Source organism: Bacillus sp. JK106 (assembly GCF_053663355.1).
The window spans coordinates 196987-212910 of the sequence record NZ_JBSJQC010000004.1; the positions used below are offsets into that span (position 1 = coordinate 196987).

Sequence of the window (15924 nt, forward strand, 5' to 3'; positions counted from 1 at the left end):
GAGAAAGGAGCGAAGCGTATGGAAAATGCGAAAATCGGCACGCGTCAGCTGTTTATTATGATCATTTTGTTTGAATTGGGCAGTTCGTTATTGATCCCTCCGGGCACGATGGCCGGGCGGGATGCGTGGCTGTCCGTGCTTCTCGGGTGCGTTACCGGTCTCGGACTTTTCTACGTTTATCAGGCCCTGTATCAATTTTTTCCTGAGTCTTCACCGAGAGATTACATGAACGAACTGATCGGCAGACATCTGAGCTGGGCGGTCTCGCTTCTTTATATTCTCTATTTTTCTTATATCGCGGCCCGCGTATTGCGGGATTTTGGCGAAATGCTTGTCACCTTCGCCTACCAGGACACGCCGCTTTTAATTGTGAATGCCATGCTGATGATCGCCGCGATATTTGCGGTCAGAAAGGGAATTGAAGTGATAGCGAGAGCCGGCGAGCTGCTGTTTGGCATTATGTATTTTCTGACAGCCGTCGGGCTGATCCTCATTATCAGCTCAGGCACGATAAACCTCAGATTTCTCCAGCCCGTTTTAGCGGAGGGTGCAGGAACGGTCATTTATTCCGTGTTTAAACAGACGATGTTCATCCCGTTCGGTGAATTAATCGTGTTTGTCATGATTTTCCCTTATTTAAAAGATCGGAAAAAGGTGAAGAAAACCGGATTTCTGGCGATTATCATCAGCGGGCTGTTTTTGGCGATGTCAGTGGCGATTAATATTTGTGTGCTGGACGTCAACTTAATGCTCCGCTCTCAATTTCCGCTGCTGAGCACCATACAGACGATTAAAGTAGAAGAGTTTTTAGACCGGCTGGATGTCTTTTTCATGCTCGTGCTCGTCATCGGCGGTTTTTTCAAAGTCAGCCTTTTTACATATGCGGTTGTCGTGGGTGTGTCCACGCTGTTTAAAGAAAAAAATCCGTCTCAGCTGGCCTTTCCGGTCGGATTGGGGGTGCTGATTCTCTCCATCAGCATCGCAAGCAATTTTTCGGAACACATGAATGAAGGCTTAAACATTGTGCCGATCTATATTCATCTTCCGTTTCAAGTGCTGTTCCCCGTTTTGCTGCTTATCATTGCCGTTATTAAGAAAAAGGTCAAAGGGACCGTCTATACAGTTTCGAAGAAATAACCCGGACGGTGCGCCGGGTTATTTTTAAAATCATGATTTTTGTCTTAATGCATTGACAAACTTGCGTGACAATTGTACATTTTGATTTATTCTTATAAAATTACTAGGAAATATAGGTTTAGTGGAGTTAATATTTTCCGAACCGTATTTCAGAATAGAAGGAGATCCATCATGACAAAGAAAAAAGAAATCAAACTCGGTGTGTTTCTCGCGGGCACCGGCCATCATGTCGCTTCTTGGAGACATCCTCAGGCACCGGCGGACGCGAGCATGAATTTGGATTATTTCAAAGAACTGGCGAAAACGGCTGAGCGGGGGAAATTGGACATGCTGTTTTTGGCGGACAGTTTATCAATAGACGGCAAATCACATCCGAATGTGCTGACGCGCTTTGAGCCGTTTACGCTGCTGTCGGCGCTCGCTCAGGTCACATCCCGCATCGGTCTGACGGCGACCGCGTCTACCACATACAGCGAACCGTTCCATATCGCGAGACAATTTGCATCGCTTGATCATCTTTCCAACGGCCGAGCGGGCTGGAATGTCGTCACATCTTCGATTGAATCGACCGCGCTTAATTTCAGCGGCGAAAAGCATCTTGAGCACCATCTCAGATATCAGCGCGCGGAAGAATTCGTGGAAGTCGTCAAAGGATTATGGGATTCGTGGGAGGAAGACGCCTTTATCCGTGACAAAGAGTCAGGAGCATTTTTCGATAAAGACAAAATGCATGAATTGAACCATAAAGGAACATATTTCTCCGTGAGAGGGCCGTTAAATGTCGCCCGCACACCTCAAGGGCGCCCGGTCATTATTCAGGCCGGATCATCAGGAGACGGAAAAGCGCTGGCCGCCAAAACGGCGGAGGTCATTTTCACTGCGCAAAATCATTTGGAGTCCGCGCAGGAATTCTATCAATCTATTAAAGAACAAGCGGCTTCTTTCGGCCGTGATCCTGAAAAAATCGCGATCATGCCGGGGATCTTTCCCGTTATCGCCGATACCGAAGAAGAAGCGCAGGCAAAATATGAAGAGCTCCAAGACCTCATCATTCCGTCTGTCGGACTGAACATTCTGCAAAACTATCTGGGCGGCGTCGACCTTTCCGCCTGCCCGCTTGACGGCCCGCTGCCTGAATTGGATGCGGATGCGTCGAATGCCGTTAAAAGCCGGTTCAAGCTCGTTCAGGAGATGGCCAAACGCGATAACATGACCATCCGCGAGCTGTACAAATATGTGGCGGGTTCAAGAGGCCATCATATCTTTGTCGGAACGCCTGAACAGCTTGCCGATAAGATGGAAGAATGGGTCGGAAAACAAGCTTGTGACGGTTTCAACATCATGCCGCCGCTTTTGCCTGAAGGTCTCACTCTTTTTGTAGACAAAGTGATTCCGATTTTACAAGAACGGGGCGTGTTCAGAAAAGAGTATGAAGGAACGACGCTCAGAGAACATTTCGGACTGGAAAAACCGGCAAACCGATATGCCGACTAAAGGAGGGCTCATCATGTCAAGACAATACCGGCTCGCAACGGAGGCAGACGCTGATGAGCTGCTTTCACTGACACTGAGGGCGTATGAACCGATCCGCAAGCTCGGCATCAATTTTGCCGCTGCCACGGCGGATAAAGAACTCGTATTAACTAACATACAAAAAAACGCCTGTTACGTTTTGGAGGAAGACGGACGGATTCTGGCGACGATTTCTCTGCGGATGCCGTGGGGGCCGAATCCCGGGCCGTACGGTGTCCCTCATATTTGGTGGTTCGCCGTCGATCCTGAAACCGGTAAAAAAGGGACGGGCTCAGACATGCTGGCGTGGCTGGAGAACACAGTGCTCCGCGATACATTAAAAGCGCCTTTCGTGTCACTGGGCACAGCGGACAAGCATCCGTGGCTGATCGGCATGTACGAGCGGAAAGGCTACGTCCGCGCAGGCGAAAAGGATTTAGGAAAAGGGCACATCACCATCTATTTAAAAAAACAATTGCAGGATTAACATTTTAATAGGAAAAGGCGGGATTTCAATGAAGAAGAAAACATGGGCTTTGCTGCTGTCTGCCGCGCTTTTGGCGGTCTTAACAGCATGCGGAAACGGAAAAGAAAGCGAAGGCGGCGATAACGTGCTGCATGTCGGCGCCACGGGGCAAAGCTATCCGTTCGCATATAAAGAAAACGGCAAGCTGACAGGCTTTGACGTGGATGTCATGGAAGCCGTAGCGAAAAAAATCAACATGAAACTGGACTGGAAGCTGCTTGAATTCAGCGGACTGATGGGCGAGCTCCAGACCGGCAAACTCGACACCATTTCAAACCAGGTCGCTGTCACGGACGAACGCAAGAAAACGTATAACTTCACAGAACCGTATTCGTATGCGGGCACTCAAATCGTCGTCAAAAACGATAACAAAGACATCAAATCAGTCAATGATCTGAAAGGAAAAACAGTGGCGGCCGTTCTGGGCTCAAACCACGCGAAAAACCTTGAGAGCAAGGACCCGGATAAAAAAATCAACATAAAAACATATGAAACACAAGAAGGTACGCTGAAAGACGTGGCTTACGGACGGGTTGACGCCTATGTAAACAGCCGCAGCGTCCTGATCGCCCAGATCAAAAAGACCGGTCTGCCTCTGAAATTAGCAGGAGACCCGATTGTCTATGAAAAAGTCGCTTTCCCGTTTGCGAAAGATGCGGCTCACGATAAAATCCACAAAAAAGTAAACAAAGCCATTGAAGACCTGCGGAAAGACGGCACGCTGAAAAAGCTGTCTGAAAAGTACTTTAACGAAGATATCACAAAGGAAGCAAAGCATTAAGAAACGGCGGTGAAAATCGAGAATGAACAGCATTGATTGGGGATTTATGTTTTCAGCTTTTCCCGCGTTAATCGAAGCCTTGCCGATCACATTACTAATGGCCGTCGCGGCCATGGTATTTGCCGTGATCGGCGGCCTTATATTAGCGCTTATCACAAAAAATCGTATTCCTGTGCTTCACCAGCTGTCAAAGGTGTATATTTCATTTTTCCGGGGCGTGCCGACGCTCGTGCAGCTTTTCTTAATTTATTACGGCCTGCCTCAGCTCTTTCCCGGAATGAGCAAGATGACGGCGTTAACTGCGGCGATTATCGGGCTAAGCCTGAAAAATGCCGCCTACCTGGCTGAAATCTTCCGCGCTGCGCTCAACTCAGTCGATGAGGGGCAGCTTGAAGCCTGTCTGTCTGTCGGAATGACAAAATCCCAGGCGTACAGACGGATCATTTTCCCGCAAGCCGTCAGAAACGCGCTTCCCGCGACGGGAAATACATTTATCGGCCTGTTAAAAGAAACATCGCTCGCTTTTACATTAGGAGTGATGGAGATGTTCGCCCAAGGAAAAATGTACGCATCAGGCAACCTCAAATATTTTGAGACGTATTTAGCCGTCGCGGTCATGTACTGGATTCTTACGATTATTTACAGTGTGCTGCAGGATCTGCTCGAACGGGCGATCAGCAAGCCTTATCGCACATAGGAGGAGGCTCAGGATGATACAAGTCAGACATATTCGAAAAGCATTTAAAGACCTTACCGTACTTGACGGGATCGATCTTGAGATCAAAAGCGGCGAAGTCACGGCCATCATCGGCCCGTCAGGCTCGGGAAAATCAACGCTCCTCCGCTGTCTGAATCTGCTGGAGCGCCCGGATGACGGCATCATTGAAATCGGCGATGCAAAGCTGAATGCAGCGTCCTATTCGCGCAAAGACGTACACAAGCTTCGCCAGCAGACGGCGATGGTGTTTCAGAATTACAACCTGTTCAAAAACAAAACCGCCCTGCAAAATGTGACAGAGGCGCTGATCACCGCGCAAAAGAAACCGAAAAAAGAAGCGGAACAGATCGGTATGGACCTGCTGCGGCAAGTCGGTTTAGAACACAAAGCGGACAGCTACCCGATTACGATGTCAGGCGGGCAGCAGCAGCGGATCGGGATTGCGAGAGCCTTGGCCGTTGATCCTCACGCGATTTTACTGGATGAACCGACTTCAGCCCTTGACCCTGAGCTTGTAGCCGGGGTGCTCCAAGTCATCAAATCAATCGCCGAAAAACAGACAACCATGATCATCGTCACGCATGAGATGGCTTTTGCGCGTGAAGTAGCCGACAAAGTTATTTTTATGGCGGACGGACGCATCATCGAACAGGGAACGCCGGAGGAGCTGTTTGACAATCCGCAGAACGAACGGACGAAAAAATTCATTAAGCAAGTGGGAGAGCCTGCCGAACTTGTCTAAGAAGGGAAGAAGAAGAAATGGCAAATGAAACGTATGAATCATTAAACAAACGTTTAATCAATATCCGCCGCGACCTTCATGAACACCCTGAGCTGTCAGGCGAGGAATTCGAAACGACGAATAAAATCCGCCGCTGGCTGGAGGAAGAAGGAATCACGGTTCTTGATGTGCCGAAACTTCAAACCGGAGTGATCGCTGAAATCAAAGGAGATAAAAGCGGCCCCGTCATCGCCGTCAGAGCGGACATCGACGCACTGCCGATCGAAGAGAAAACAAACCTTCCGTTTGCTTCGCGAAACAGCGGCGTGATGCACGCATGCGGCCATGATTTCCATACGGCATCTATTCTCGGCACGGCTTTCTTATTAAATGAGAGAAAGCATGAGCTGAAAGGAACGGTGCGGTTTATTTTTCAGCCCGCGGAAGAAATCGCCGCCGGAGCAAGACAAGTCATTGAAGCCGGCGCGCTTGACGGTGTATCGGCGATATTCGGCATGCATAACAAACCTGACCTCCCCGTCGGTACGGTCGGTCTGAAAGAAGGCCCGCTGATGGCGAGTGTCGACCGTTTTGAAATCACCGTGAAAGGAAAAGGCGGCCACGCCGGGATTCCCGACAACAGCATTGATCCGATTCAGGCGGCAGGACAGATCATCGGCGGCCTGCAATCGGTTGTCAGCAGAAACATCAGCTCGCTTCACAATGCCGTCGTCAGCATCACAAGAGTTCAGGGGGGCAGTTCTTGGAATGTCATTCCGGACCATGTTGAAATGGAAGGCACCGTCCGGACGTTTCAAAAAGAAGCGCGTGACGCTGTTCCGAAACATATGAAGCGGGTTGCTGAAGGAATCGCGGCCGGATTCGGGGCAGAGGCTGACTTCCGCTGGTTTCCTTACCTGCCGTCAGTGATGAACGACGCCCGTTTCATACAGGCGGCGGAACAAACGGCTGAAGATCTCGGGCTTCAAACCGTTCGGGCAGAACAGTCGCCCGGCGGCGAAGACTTCGCGTTATATCAAGAAAAAATCCCCGGCTTCTTCGTCTGGATGGGAACAAACGGAACAGAAGAATGGCACCATCCCGCCTTCACACTCGACGAAAAAGCGCTCCCGAAAGCGGCTGAGTTTTTCGCCCGGCTTGCCGTCAATGTATTGGAGCAGACGGAATGAATACGGAAAATCTGACGGCCGGACTTGCTCAGGCCGTCATGTCGTCTGTACCGGAAACATCCGCCGAAGCGATGAAAGAAGCGCGCAAAGGACTGCTTGATTTTACAGCGGCGGCTTTTGCGGGGAGACGGGATAAAGGAGTTGAAAAGCTGGTAAAACTGGCCGAAGAAGAAGGCGGGGTGCCGATAGCGCCGCTTATCGGCAGAAATCAAAAAACCACGCCGTCCCAATCCGCGCTCATTAACGGATTCATCGCACATGCGCTTGATTTTGACGATGTTCATTCTGATGTAAGAGGACATCCGAGCGCGGTCATCCTTCCGGCTTTGATTGCAGCCGCATCAGCCGGCCGGATAGACAAGAGCCGTTTTCTCGGCGCTTATGTGACGGGAATCGAAGTGATGGCGCGGCTCGGCGAGTCAGCTGGAAGGCATCATTACGAGAAAGGCTGGCACAATACAGGAACGTTAGGTGCCATTGCGGCCGCATGCGCCGTCGGATTCGCGGAGAATCTGAATCAAACCCAATTGCAGAAAGCAATCGGGTTTGCGGCTGCCCGTTCCGGAGGCATGAGAGTGCAATTCGGGACAGAAATGAAGCCGCTCCACGCCGGACTGGCCGCCCAAGCCGGGTTGTTCGCCGTAAAGCTTGCAAAGGCCGGTTTCGGCGGCTCAGCTCATGCGCTTGACGGGGAGAAAGGTTTTTTCGGACTGTACGGCGATCTTGAACGGGCAGAAACCCTGCTTGTAAACGGGTGGGGAAACCCTTGGCGGATTGTGAGTCCGGGACTTTGGTTTAAGGTTTATCCGTTTTGCTCGGCGGCCCATCATGCGGCGGACGCCATTCTCAAGCTGAAGGCCGAACATGGTCTCACTTTCGGCCAAACGGAACGGATTGACGTGATTTATCCGCCGGGAGGGGACGCCGCATTGACAGAACGGCGTCCGAAAACAGGCGAAGCGGGACGGTTCAGCGTAGAATATGTGATCACCTTGGCTTTGCACGGTAAGGATTTTTCAGTTGAACATTTCACATCCGAGCCGATCCCGGAATCCCTTCAAAAAGGATTTGAGCGGATTCACCGCAGCTGCGATGACCAAATTCAGCCGGCTGACAACGCCGTTCCGAAGGGCCGTTTTACAATTGTACGGGTCACGGCTTCCGGCGGTCATGTCTATGAAACACGTATCGACTGTCCGAAAGGAGCGCCGGGAAACGGTCTTTCTGAAAAAGACATTGAAGACAAGCTCCGGCTCGCTTTGCCGGGAGAAGAGAAAAAGGCGGAAGAATTGATCAAAGCAGCCGGACAATCAAATATTGACCGTTATTTACAGCTGATATAAATAAAAAGAGCGAGGGGATGCAGCCCTCGCTCTTTTTACGTTCACTTCTATTGAATAGGGGGATATAGGGTGCGCCCCTGTCTGCGCTGGCAGGGGCGCGGTATCAGGAAACGGCCGTGCCGTTTTCTTTGACCGTGAAACTTCCTCTTGATAAGCGGATGTTGATATCAGACACTTTGGCAATTTGTTCGTCGTGCGTAACCATGATGACGCATTTGCCGTCTTTATGCGCCAGATCCTGAAAGAGCCGGACAATTTCCTTTGACGTATCCTCGTCGAGGTTTCCCGTCGGCTCGTCCGCGCAAATCAAATCCGTGTCACAGCAGAAAGCCCGCGCAATTGAAACGCGCTGCTGCTGTCCGCCGCTTAATGTCAGCACCCGCTGACGGGCCTGCTGTTCGGTGATGCCGACTTTATCCAGCATGCTGAGCGCGGACTCATCTTTGTTGTTCTCCTTAGATCCGGTAATCTCCATCGCCGTTGTGACATTCTGGAGCGCCGTCATATACGGGATCAGATGATAAGATTGAAAGACGATAGAGACATATTGATTTCTGAATTTGGTTAATCCGATTTTGGAGATGTCTTCTCCGTTATAAAGGATGCTTCCCTCTTTAGGTGTGTCAAGGCCGCCCGCCAGAGACAGAAACGTTGTTTTTCCCGTCCCGGAGGCGCCGGCAATTGTATAAAACTTCCCTTTTTCAAAGCTGATCGTTATATCCTGAAACAGCGGCTGTGATTTATCTTGGTACCAGTAGCCGGTCTGTTGAAAGGTTAATAGGCTCATTATGCTGCCTCCTCTTATTCCTGCTTGGTCAGGATCGTTTTAGGGTGAAGCCGCATGACTGATACAGACGGCAGTAATGTGGCGATGACGGCAATTGCGACGCCGATCCCGCCGAGAATCAGAATGTCATTCAGCGAAACGTTTACCTGCATTGTACTGATGACATCTGCACCGGGTGAATGCTGACCGAACATGCCGCCTCCCCGCGGCATTTCTCCTCCGCCCCAGCTGCTTGTTTGCTGCTGTGAATCATCGGCTGAGCTGACCTGCTGGGAAAGAAGCTGATTTCCGAGCTGATTTGCCACAAGGCTGCCCGTGACGGATGCGATCCCGATGGCGATAACCGCGACAATCAGAATTTCCGTTAAGAATTGTCCGATGAGCTTCCAGCGCTTTTCGCCGATCGCCATCAAGACACCCATTTCATACTTGCGTTCTCTGATCGACATCATCACGATCAACCCGAGAATGACCGCCCCCGCGATGGATACAAGGTACACCACGTTTTTAGAAAATGACGCGACATTTTCAATCGGGCCGACCATTTGCTGATACACCTGATCATTTGTCGTCAGCGTGTAGGTTTTATCATCTATAGATGTTTTTTTCGCAGCCGCAACGAATGAGTCAATATATTTTGCATCATCCATATAATAAACGGCTGAGCTGATTTTGTTTTTGTTATCAGACCCTTTTAACGCCGCCGCGGCGGTGTAAGGCGTATAGATTTTATTGTCAGGATTTAAGAATGAAAAATGCTCTGCCTGATCGTCTCCTGATGATGTTGTTTTATAAATTCCCACAATCTTAAGCTTCGTTTTCACAGAATCATCCGCTGCTGAGGAAACCGTAATGGAGCCGCCGACCTTCAGCTTGTTTTGATCTGCCAGCGTTTCATTGATCACTGCGACTTTTGCGTCCGCATCTGTTTTTGTGATGGCGCGGCCGTCAGTGATTTTTGAGCTCCCGCCTGTGAAATCATCAAGCAGCGCCGTAGAGAGCACGCCTTCGACCGAAATGTCCGCTGAAATCATCTGTCTTCCGCCGCCTTGAAAACGGCTTCCGCCGGAACTGTTATCGGCTGATTCGCCTGAGCTTTTTATCGCGTCAAAGCTTTCTGCATTTGCTGACGCTGTCGTGAGGAAGTTGTAATTTTTAACGTGCTGTAAAGATGTAAGTTTCTTGGCATCCGAGACGGAAATCGGCGCTGATTCAAACGTCCTCTTTTCACCGTCTTTTTGCTGCTGCGCCATTTGCTTTTGGCGGTCAGCCTGGAGTGTGACGCTCCCGCCGAGCTGCTGCCTTGCCAGTTCGCTTGATTTCTTTGCCGCTGACTGGATCGTAAGACCGGACAGGACAAAAATGCAAATCACTGAAAACACAACCAGCTGCAAAAACGTTTTTCCCTTTTTTGCCTTCATGCTCCAAAAGGCTCTTTTTATAAAGTTCATGTCTGTTCCTCCGTGTGGGTGTCAGATCTTGTAAAACCGACCTTCTTTAGAACCGGTTATCCGATATGTATATAGTAGGAGAAATGTGTGAAAAAAATATGAACAAACTATTTCCGGGTGATGAAATAAAAACTAACAATTGTGAAACCCGAAAATATCCGGGTAAAATGGTGCTATTATAAGTAAAAGCGTCAAGATAAGCGGAGGAACCAATGAAGATATTAATGATAGAAGACAATATAAGCGTATGCACCATGACGGAAATGTTCTTTTTTAAAGAAGGATTTGAAGCCGAATTTGTCCATGACGGAGTGGAAGGCTATCAGCGGTTCACGGAAGAGGACTGGGATTTGGTCATTCTGGATATTATGCTTCCATCTATGGACGGAGTGACGATCTGCCGGAAAATAAGAGAGACGAGCAGTGTGCCGATTATTATGCTGACCGCAAAGGACACGGAGTCTGATCAGGTGATCGGGTTTGAAATGGGGGCCGACGACTATGTCACCAAGCCGTTCAGCCCGCTGACGCTAGTAGCGCGGATTAAAGCGGTGATCAGAAGATACCGGGCGACGGGGCAGACCGTAAAAAGCGACGACTTGATCGAAACGGCGTGTTTTTCAATCAATAAGAAGACGCGGGAAGTGTTTCTGCACGGAAAGCCTGTCGAGAATCTGACGCCGAAGGAATTCGATCTGCTCTTTTATCTCGCACAAAATCCGCGCCAGGTCTTTTCGAGAGAGCAGCTGCTTGAGCAGGTGTGGGGGTATCAATTTTACGGCGATGAACGTACGGTTGATGTTCATATTAAACGGCTGCGCAAAAAACTGTCCAGTGAGGAAAAACCGTTTTTATACACGGTGTGGGGGGTAGGATACAAATTTGATGAGGATTAAATACTTATATCAGCTGCTGTTAAGCCATGTCAGCATTTTGATTTTGGCCTTTTTCATCATCATTTCCCTGTTTTCGCATTTTGTGAAAGATTTTGCGTATCAAAATAAAGTGGATGAGCTGTCTTCTTATGCCCAGCAGATCACAAGTGAGCTGAACGGACGCGATCTTGATCTGCGCCGCCTGTATCCGTATCAGGACATGTTAAAAACGCGCGAGACCAGGTTTATTATTTTTGATGAACATCAGCGGCCGTACTTTTTTCCTGACGATATGCCGCCGCGCGAGAAGCTGAAAAGTAAAGAGTGGCACTTGCTGAAGCAAGGGAAAACCGTTCAGATCAGAGCGGAGATGAACCGTTTTAATACGGAAGGCTTGGAAGTGTCGCTTGTCGCAAAACCGCTTTTGATCAACAATCAATTTAAAGGCGCGGTGCTGCTCGTGTCTCCCGTCAGAGGGGTCGAGCAGATGATCAGCCAGGTCAACCGCTATATGATTTACGCGATCATCAGCACCCTTATCATCACGATTCTGCTGAGCTGGCTTTTATCTAAATTTCACGTCAAGCGGATTCAGACATTGCGGGATGCGACCGGAAAAGTGGCGTCCGGTGATTACGATATTTCGCTCAAGAACAGCGGCGGCGATGAAATCGGCATGCTGGCGTCCGACTTCAACATCATGGCCAAAAATCTGAAGCAATCGAGAGAGCAGATTGACCGCCTGGAAAAACGGAGGCGCCAATTTATCGCCGATGTCTCCCATGAGCTGAGAACGCCTTTGACGACCATTAACGGACTTGTGGAGGGGCTTAACAGCAACACCATCCCGGAAAAAGATAAAGAGAAATGCTTCTCGCTGATCAGTGAAGAAACGAAGCGGATGCTCAGGCTCGTGAAAGAAAATCTGGATTATGAAAAAATCAGATCCCAGCAAATCAAACTGGACAAGCTCAGTCTGCCGCTCATCGAGGTGTTTGAAATTATTAAAGAGCATCTCAATCAGCAGGCGGAGGAAAAACAAAATCAGCTGCGGATTCAGGCGGAGGACGGCGTCAAAGTGTTCGCCGATTATGACAGGCTGATCCAGATTCTCGTCAATATCACGAAAAACAGCATTCAATTTACGCAAAACGGAGACATCACGCTGCGCGGGTATGAAGGCTATAAAGAAACGGTGATTGAGATCGAAGACACCGGAATCGGCATCTCCAAAGAGGAAATTGAGCATATATGGGAGCGGTTTTATAAGGCGGACGTGTCCCGGACGAATACGGCATACGGCGAATACGGACTCGGCCTGTCCATCGTCAGGCAGCTCGTCGAAATGCACAAGGGCACGATAGATATTGACAGCGAAAAAGGAAAAGGCACGACCTTTACAATCCGCCTTCCGCTGAATACGAAACATGAATCATCTTGAAACCGGCAGTCCTGTCTGGCTGCCGGCTGTTTTATCTTCACTCGGAAAATTGCGCTCTGCCGAAACAAAGTTTGCGTGTTTTTCGGGATGGAAAGACACGGAAACGTGATAAAATAACTGGTAAACAGGTCTTGGATGGGGAGGGTGAAGGAATGAAGAGCGGGTTAATTCCTTCTTCAGCAGTCGGGCAGAAAATTAACGAGTGGTATCGATACATCAGAACATTCAGCGTGCCGGATGCGGAGATCTTGAAGGCCGAGATCAAACAAGAGCTTGACCGTATGGAGCCTGATTCAAACTTAGTGCTTTATTATTCCCTCATGGAATTTCGCCATCAGCTGATGCTGGACTACTTGGAGCCGCTGGAAAAACTGAAGATAGAAGACCAGCCGACCCTGTCGGAAATTCTTGATAACATTGATAACAGCCAGGCCGGCCTCAAAGGGCTTCTCGATTATTACGTCAACTTTTTCAAAGGCATGTTTGAATTTGATAAAAGAGAATTTATCTCAGCGATTACGTATTATAAACAAGCTGAGAAAAAACTGGCCTTCGTATCGGACCACGTGGAACGGGCGGAGTTTTATTTTAAAGTGGCCGAAGCTTATTATCATATGAAACAAACGTATTTTTCTTTGATACATATAAAAAACGCTTATGAAATTTACGTAGAGCAGGACACATATAACGTCCGGATCATTCAATGCCATTTTGTATTCGGCGTCAATTTAATGGATGAAAGGCGCTTTGAACAGGCGGCCAAACATTTTCAGCACGCTCTGCAAATGGCCGAAAAAGAACAAAAAGCGCAGCTTGTCGGGAGGGCGCTGTATAACCTCGGACTGTGCTACTACAATCAGGACCGCATCGGCGAAGCGATTCCGTACTTTGAACGGGCGGTTGATACATTTGAATCACAAAGAATCGTCAATTCTCTTCCTCAAGCATATTTTCTAATCACACTCATTTACTTTAAACTCGGAAAAAAAGAAAAAGCGTCGGAATATCACAAGCGGGGATATGAATATGCTAAAGAAACAGACGATCCCGTTTACACGGTAAAATTCGAATGGCTGCAGGCTCTGTATCAGGCGAAACCGGATGAGGAAAAAATCAGCGCATGTTTCCGTTACCTGGAAGATAAAAATTTATACGCCGATATAGAGGATTTAGCACTAGAAGCAGCTAAATATTACTATGAACAAAATTGCTTTAAGATTTCTTCTGACTATTTTCTGAAAGTCGAAGAGGCAAGGAAACAAATACAAAGGAGTGAGGGTTTGTATGAAATTGAAATCTAAATGGTTTGTTATTTGTTTAGCAGCCGCCGCGATTTTTACAGTGACAGGTGCAGGCCAGACAGATCAGGCTGAATTCCATGTAGCTGAAAGAGGAATGACGTGAGAAGAAAATAACCTGAACAAAGGAAAAGACTGCCCGGGAATGTTCCCGGCAGTCTTTTTTTTGCGCGGCCGGACTTGGACAGCGGCGCAAAACAAAAGAAAACGCCGCAGGTCAAAACCCGCAGCGTCCTCATATAGACGGAGTGATGCTTAGAAACCGCCAACATAGGCAGTACCTACAATAACCAACAGGATAAATAAAACAACGATCAAAGCGAAAGAGCTGATTCCAGAATATCCTGACATGAGCTTCACCTCCATATTGTCTATACCATACAATATGTAAAAGAAGCTGCTTTGTAAGGGATATTAGTGGACAAGAGAAAAAAGAGGCGGTGTCCTATGAGAGTAAGACTCCGGCGAAAAACTCGTCATACAGCGCCCGCACCGCGTGTTTTTCCTGTTCTTCTTTCACCCCGAACATCATGCTGACTTCCGATGACCCCTGATTGATCATCTCGATGTTGACGCCGGCTTCGGACAGTGCTTTGGATGCCCTGGCGGTTGTGCCGACATTATGGCGCATCGCTTCCCCGACGACCATAATCAGCGCCAGGTTGTGCCTGACTGTGACTTCATCTGCTTGAAGTTCCTGCTTCAGACGGGTGACGAGCCTGTGTTCCAGTTCTGAGTCCATCTGATCGTGCCGAAGGATGATCGTGATGTCGTCAATGCCGGATGGAACATGTTCATACGTCAATCCTTCTTCCTCCAAAATGTGAAGGGCTTTGCGGCCGAAACCGATTTCCCGGTTCATTAAATATTTGCTTATGTAAATGCTGCAAAAGCCCGTGTCGCTTGCAATGCCGATGACTGGCCCGTTCGTATTGTCACGGCTGCTGACGACGCGCGTTCCTTTCGCCTCCGGATTATTCGTATTCTTAATCTGAACGGGGATGCCGGCCCGAAAAGCGGGAATCAGCGCTTCATCATGAAAAACGGAAAACCCGGCATAGGAGAGCTCACGCATTTCCCGATACGTCAGTTCGTTAATTTCTTTCGGATGCCGCACGATTGACGGGTTGACGGAATAGACGGCGTCCACATCAGTAAAGTTTTCGTACAGGTCGGCTTTTAAGCCGCTGGCGAGAATGGAGCCGGTAATATCAGAACCGCTCCGGGAAAACGTCACAATCTCATGCTCCTTCGTGTAACCGAAAAATCCCGGAAAAATGATCAAGCCTTCACGGTTTCTCAGACGGTACAAATGATCATAAGACTCAGGGAGCACCTGGGCGCTTCCGGGTTCATTCGTCACAAACAGCCCCGCTTCTTTCGGGCTTACGTATTCGGCTTTCACGCCCTGCCGGCGGAAGTAGGCCGCGATCAGCTTCGCGTTGTTGTCCTCGCCGCTCGCTTTCACCGCATCCATATACTGATCGGGATTGGCTTTGCTGCTGTTTAAAAGAGCGAATAGGTCACTGCGGATTCTTTCTATAATAGAGAAATCCAGGTTCAGCTCACGCGCGATGGCGGCGTACCGTTCAATGACCGGTTCGGCAAGCTCGGGCGCTGCACCTTTTTGCAAATAATGCTCCGCACAGCGGATTAACAGATCCGTCACCTTTGTATCGTCCGAGAAGCGTTTTCCCGGCGCCGATACGACGACGGCTTTCCGCGAGGGATCAGCCGTCACGATTTGAAACACTTTCTCAAGCTGGGCTCCTGACGCAAGAGAGCTGCCTCCGAATTTTACAACTTTCATGATTTACATCCCCTAATATTTAAATTTTCTCACAAATTTAATTTTTATTATCTCTCTTTCAAACATGTAAATCAAGGATTTTTTCTACGTATGGAGAACATTTGTATTTTCCTGGAGGAATTCTGCCGCTGTTTGTCAGATTTTTTTCCCTCAAGCGTGTCATCATGTGCAAAAAATGATAAGCAGCCAAATGAAGGTTATAGAAAATCCTGCAAATTCTTGATAGACTGATTGTAAGACAATTTAGTGTACGGCCCGCGGATGACCGCTTTTGAAAGCAAAACTGTATTGACTGCGCTTGGAAAGATGATAAGATTATAGTTGTCGTTGATAA

16 protein-coding genes are annotated in these 15924 nt (G+C 48.7%); 12 read left to right on the plus strand and 4 right to left on the minus strand.

The window, feature by feature from the left end:
- The first annotated feature begins 18 nt into the window (after nt 1–18).
- From ACWJJS_RS16230 to ACWJJS_RS16265, 8 genes are all read left to right on the plus strand, one after another.
- Entirely contained in the window at nt 19–1137 is a 1119-nt protein-coding gene (locus ACWJJS_RS16230) for a GerAB/ArcD/ProY family transporter (RefSeq protein ID WP_025853768.1), read from the plus strand.
- A gap of 168 nt (nt 1138–1305) precedes the next feature.
- A complete protein-coding gene (locus ACWJJS_RS16235) occupies nt 1306–2631 on the plus strand; it encodes an LLM class flavin-dependent oxidoreductase (RefSeq protein ID WP_029326230.1) in 1326 nt (441 codons plus the stop codon).
- Between the two features lie 13 nt (nt 2632–2644).
- Nucleotides 2645–3136, plus strand: a complete 492-nt coding sequence (locus ACWJJS_RS16240; protein ID WP_115996110.1) for a GNAT family N-acetyltransferase — start codon at nt 2645–2647, stop codon at nt 3134–3136.
- Nucleotides 3137–3164: 28 nt separating this feature from the next.
- Nucleotides 3165–3956, plus strand: a complete 792-nt coding sequence (locus ACWJJS_RS16245; protein ID WP_353575491.1) for an amino acid ABC transporter substrate-binding protein — start codon at nt 3165–3167, stop codon at nt 3954–3956.
- Nucleotides 3957–3978: 22 nt separating this feature from the next.
- Complete coding sequence (locus ACWJJS_RS16250; protein WP_003156350.1) at nt 3979–4653, plus strand: amino acid ABC transporter permease; 675 nt, start codon at nt 3979–3981, stop codon at nt 4651–4653.
- A gap of 13 nt (nt 4654–4666) precedes the next feature.
- Nucleotides 4667–5416, plus strand: a complete 750-nt coding sequence (locus tag ACWJJS_RS16255; RefSeq protein WP_003156349.1) for an amino acid ABC transporter ATP-binding protein — start codon at nt 4667–4669, stop codon at nt 5414–5416.
- A 17-nt stretch (nt 5417–5433) separates the two neighbouring features.
- Complete coding sequence (locus tag ACWJJS_RS16260) at nt 5434–6585, plus strand: M20 peptidase aminoacylase family protein (protein WP_071392134.1); 1152 nt, start codon at nt 5434–5436, stop codon at nt 6583–6585.
- Complete coding sequence (locus tag ACWJJS_RS16265; RefSeq protein ID WP_160249106.1) at nt 6582–7928, plus strand: MmgE/PrpD family protein; 1347 nt, start codon at nt 6582–6584, stop codon at nt 7926–7928. Before ACWJJS_RS16260 ends, ACWJJS_RS16265 begins: the two co-directional genes overlap by 4 nt.
- 103 nt (nt 7929–8031) lie before the next feature.
- Here ACWJJS_RS16265 and ACWJJS_RS16270 read toward each other — a convergent pair whose 3' ends face one another.
- Together ACWJJS_RS16270 and ACWJJS_RS16275 are read right to left on the minus strand one after the other, a co-directional pair.
- Nucleotides 8032–8715, minus strand: coding sequence for an ABC transporter ATP-binding protein (locus ACWJJS_RS16270; protein WP_025853762.1), 684 nt, complete (start codon nt 8713–8715; stop codon nt 8032–8034).
- Between the two features lie 14 nt (nt 8716–8729).
- Nucleotides 8730–10166, minus strand: coding sequence for an ABC transporter permease (locus tag ACWJJS_RS16275; RefSeq protein ID WP_094247244.1), 1437 nt, complete (start codon nt 10164–10166; stop codon nt 8730–8732).
- 212 nt (nt 10167–10378) lie between these two features.
- Between ACWJJS_RS16275 and ACWJJS_RS16280 the strand changes: the two genes are divergently transcribed.
- From ACWJJS_RS16280 to ACWJJS_RS16295, 4 genes are all read left to right on the plus strand, one after another.
- Entirely contained in the window at nt 10379–11062 is a 684-nt protein-coding gene (locus ACWJJS_RS16280) for a response regulator transcription factor (RefSeq protein ID WP_094247243.1), read from the plus strand.
- Nucleotides 11049–12482 (plus strand): sensor histidine kinase, encoded by a 1434-nt coding sequence (locus tag ACWJJS_RS16285; protein ID WP_161941456.1) that lies wholly within the window; start codon nt 11049–11051, stop codon nt 12480–12482. The genes ACWJJS_RS16280 and ACWJJS_RS16285 overlap by 14 nt, the downstream gene beginning before the upstream one ends.
- Before the next feature lie 152 nt (nt 12483–12634).
- Nucleotides 12635–13783 (plus strand): Rap family tetratricopeptide repeat protein, encoded by a 1149-nt coding sequence (locus ACWJJS_RS16290; protein ID WP_003156336.1) that lies wholly within the window; start codon nt 12635–12637, stop codon nt 13781–13783.
- Nucleotides 13767–13886: a PhrC/PhrF family phosphatase-inhibitory pheromone gene (locus tag ACWJJS_RS16295; RefSeq protein ID WP_003156334.1), complete on the plus strand. Its 120-nt coding sequence runs from the start codon at nt 13767–13769 to the stop codon at nt 13884–13886. Before ACWJJS_RS16290 ends, ACWJJS_RS16295 begins: the two co-directional genes overlap by 17 nt.
- A gap of 149 nt (nt 13887–14035) precedes the next feature.
- On the opposite strand, the gene ACWJJS_RS16300 is transcribed toward ACWJJS_RS16295, so the two are convergent.
- Both ACWJJS_RS16300 and ACWJJS_RS16305 read right to left on the minus strand, forming a co-directional pair.
- A complete protein-coding gene (locus tag ACWJJS_RS16300) occupies nt 14036–14146 on the minus strand; it encodes a YjcZ family sporulation protein (RefSeq protein ID WP_369719092.1) in 111 nt (36 codons plus the stop codon).
- A gap of 79 nt (nt 14147–14225) precedes the next feature.
- Nucleotides 14226–15590: an aspartate kinase gene (locus tag ACWJJS_RS16305; protein WP_077721796.1), complete on the minus strand. Its 1365-nt coding sequence runs from the start codon at nt 15588–15590 to the stop codon at nt 14226–14228.
- Nucleotides 15591–15924: the final 334 nt, after the last annotated feature.

Coding starts and splice junctions, on each gene's coding strand:
- ACWJJS_RS16250 (WP_003156350.1), top strand. CDS start 3,979: ATGAACAGCATTGATTGGGGATTTATGTTTTCAGCTTTTCCCGCGTTA.
- ACWJJS_RS16255 (WP_003156349.1), top strand. CDS start 4,667: ATGATACAAGTCAGACATATTCGAAAAGCATTTAAAGACCTTACCGTA.
- ACWJJS_RS16240 (WP_115996110.1), top strand. CDS start 2,645: ATGTCAAGACAATACCGGCTCGCAACGGAGGCAGACGCTGATGAGCTG.
- ACWJJS_RS16295 (WP_003156334.1), top strand. CDS start 13,767: ATGAAATTGAAATCTAAATGGTTTGTTATTTGTTTAGCAGCCGCCGCG.
- ACWJJS_RS16270 (WP_025853762.1), bottom strand. CDS start 8,715: ATGAGCCTATTAACCTTTCAACAGACCGGCTACTGGTACCAAGATAAA.
- ACWJJS_RS16280 (WP_094247243.1), top strand. CDS start 10,379: ATGAAGATATTAATGATAGAAGACAATATAAGCGTATGCACCATGACG.
- ACWJJS_RS16260 (WP_071392134.1), top strand. CDS start 5,434: ATGGCAAATGAAACGTATGAATCATTAAACAAACGTTTAATCAATATC.
- ACWJJS_RS16275 (WP_094247244.1), bottom strand. CDS start 10,166: ATGAACTTTATAAAAAGAGCCTTTTGGAGCATGAAGGCAAAAAAGGGA.
- ACWJJS_RS16245 (WP_353575491.1), top strand. CDS start 3,165: ATGAAGAAGAAAACATGGGCTTTGCTGCTGTCTGCCGCGCTTTTGGCG.
- ACWJJS_RS16300 (WP_369719092.1), bottom strand. CDS start 14,146: ATGGAGGTGAAGCTCATGTCAGGATATTCTGGAATCAGCTCTTTCGCT.
- ACWJJS_RS16305 (WP_077721796.1), bottom strand. CDS start 15,590: ATGAAAGTTGTAAAATTCGGAGGCAGCTCTCTTGCGTCAGGAGCCCAG.
- ACWJJS_RS16230 (WP_025853768.1), top strand. CDS start 19: ATGGAAAATGCGAAAATCGGCACGCGTCAGCTGTTTATTATGATCATT.
- ACWJJS_RS16265 (WP_160249106.1), top strand. CDS start 6,582: ATGAATACGGAAAATCTGACGGCCGGACTTGCTCAGGCCGTCATGTCG.
- ACWJJS_RS16290 (WP_003156336.1), top strand. CDS start 12,635: ATGAAGAGCGGGTTAATTCCTTCTTCAGCAGTCGGGCAGAAAATTAAC.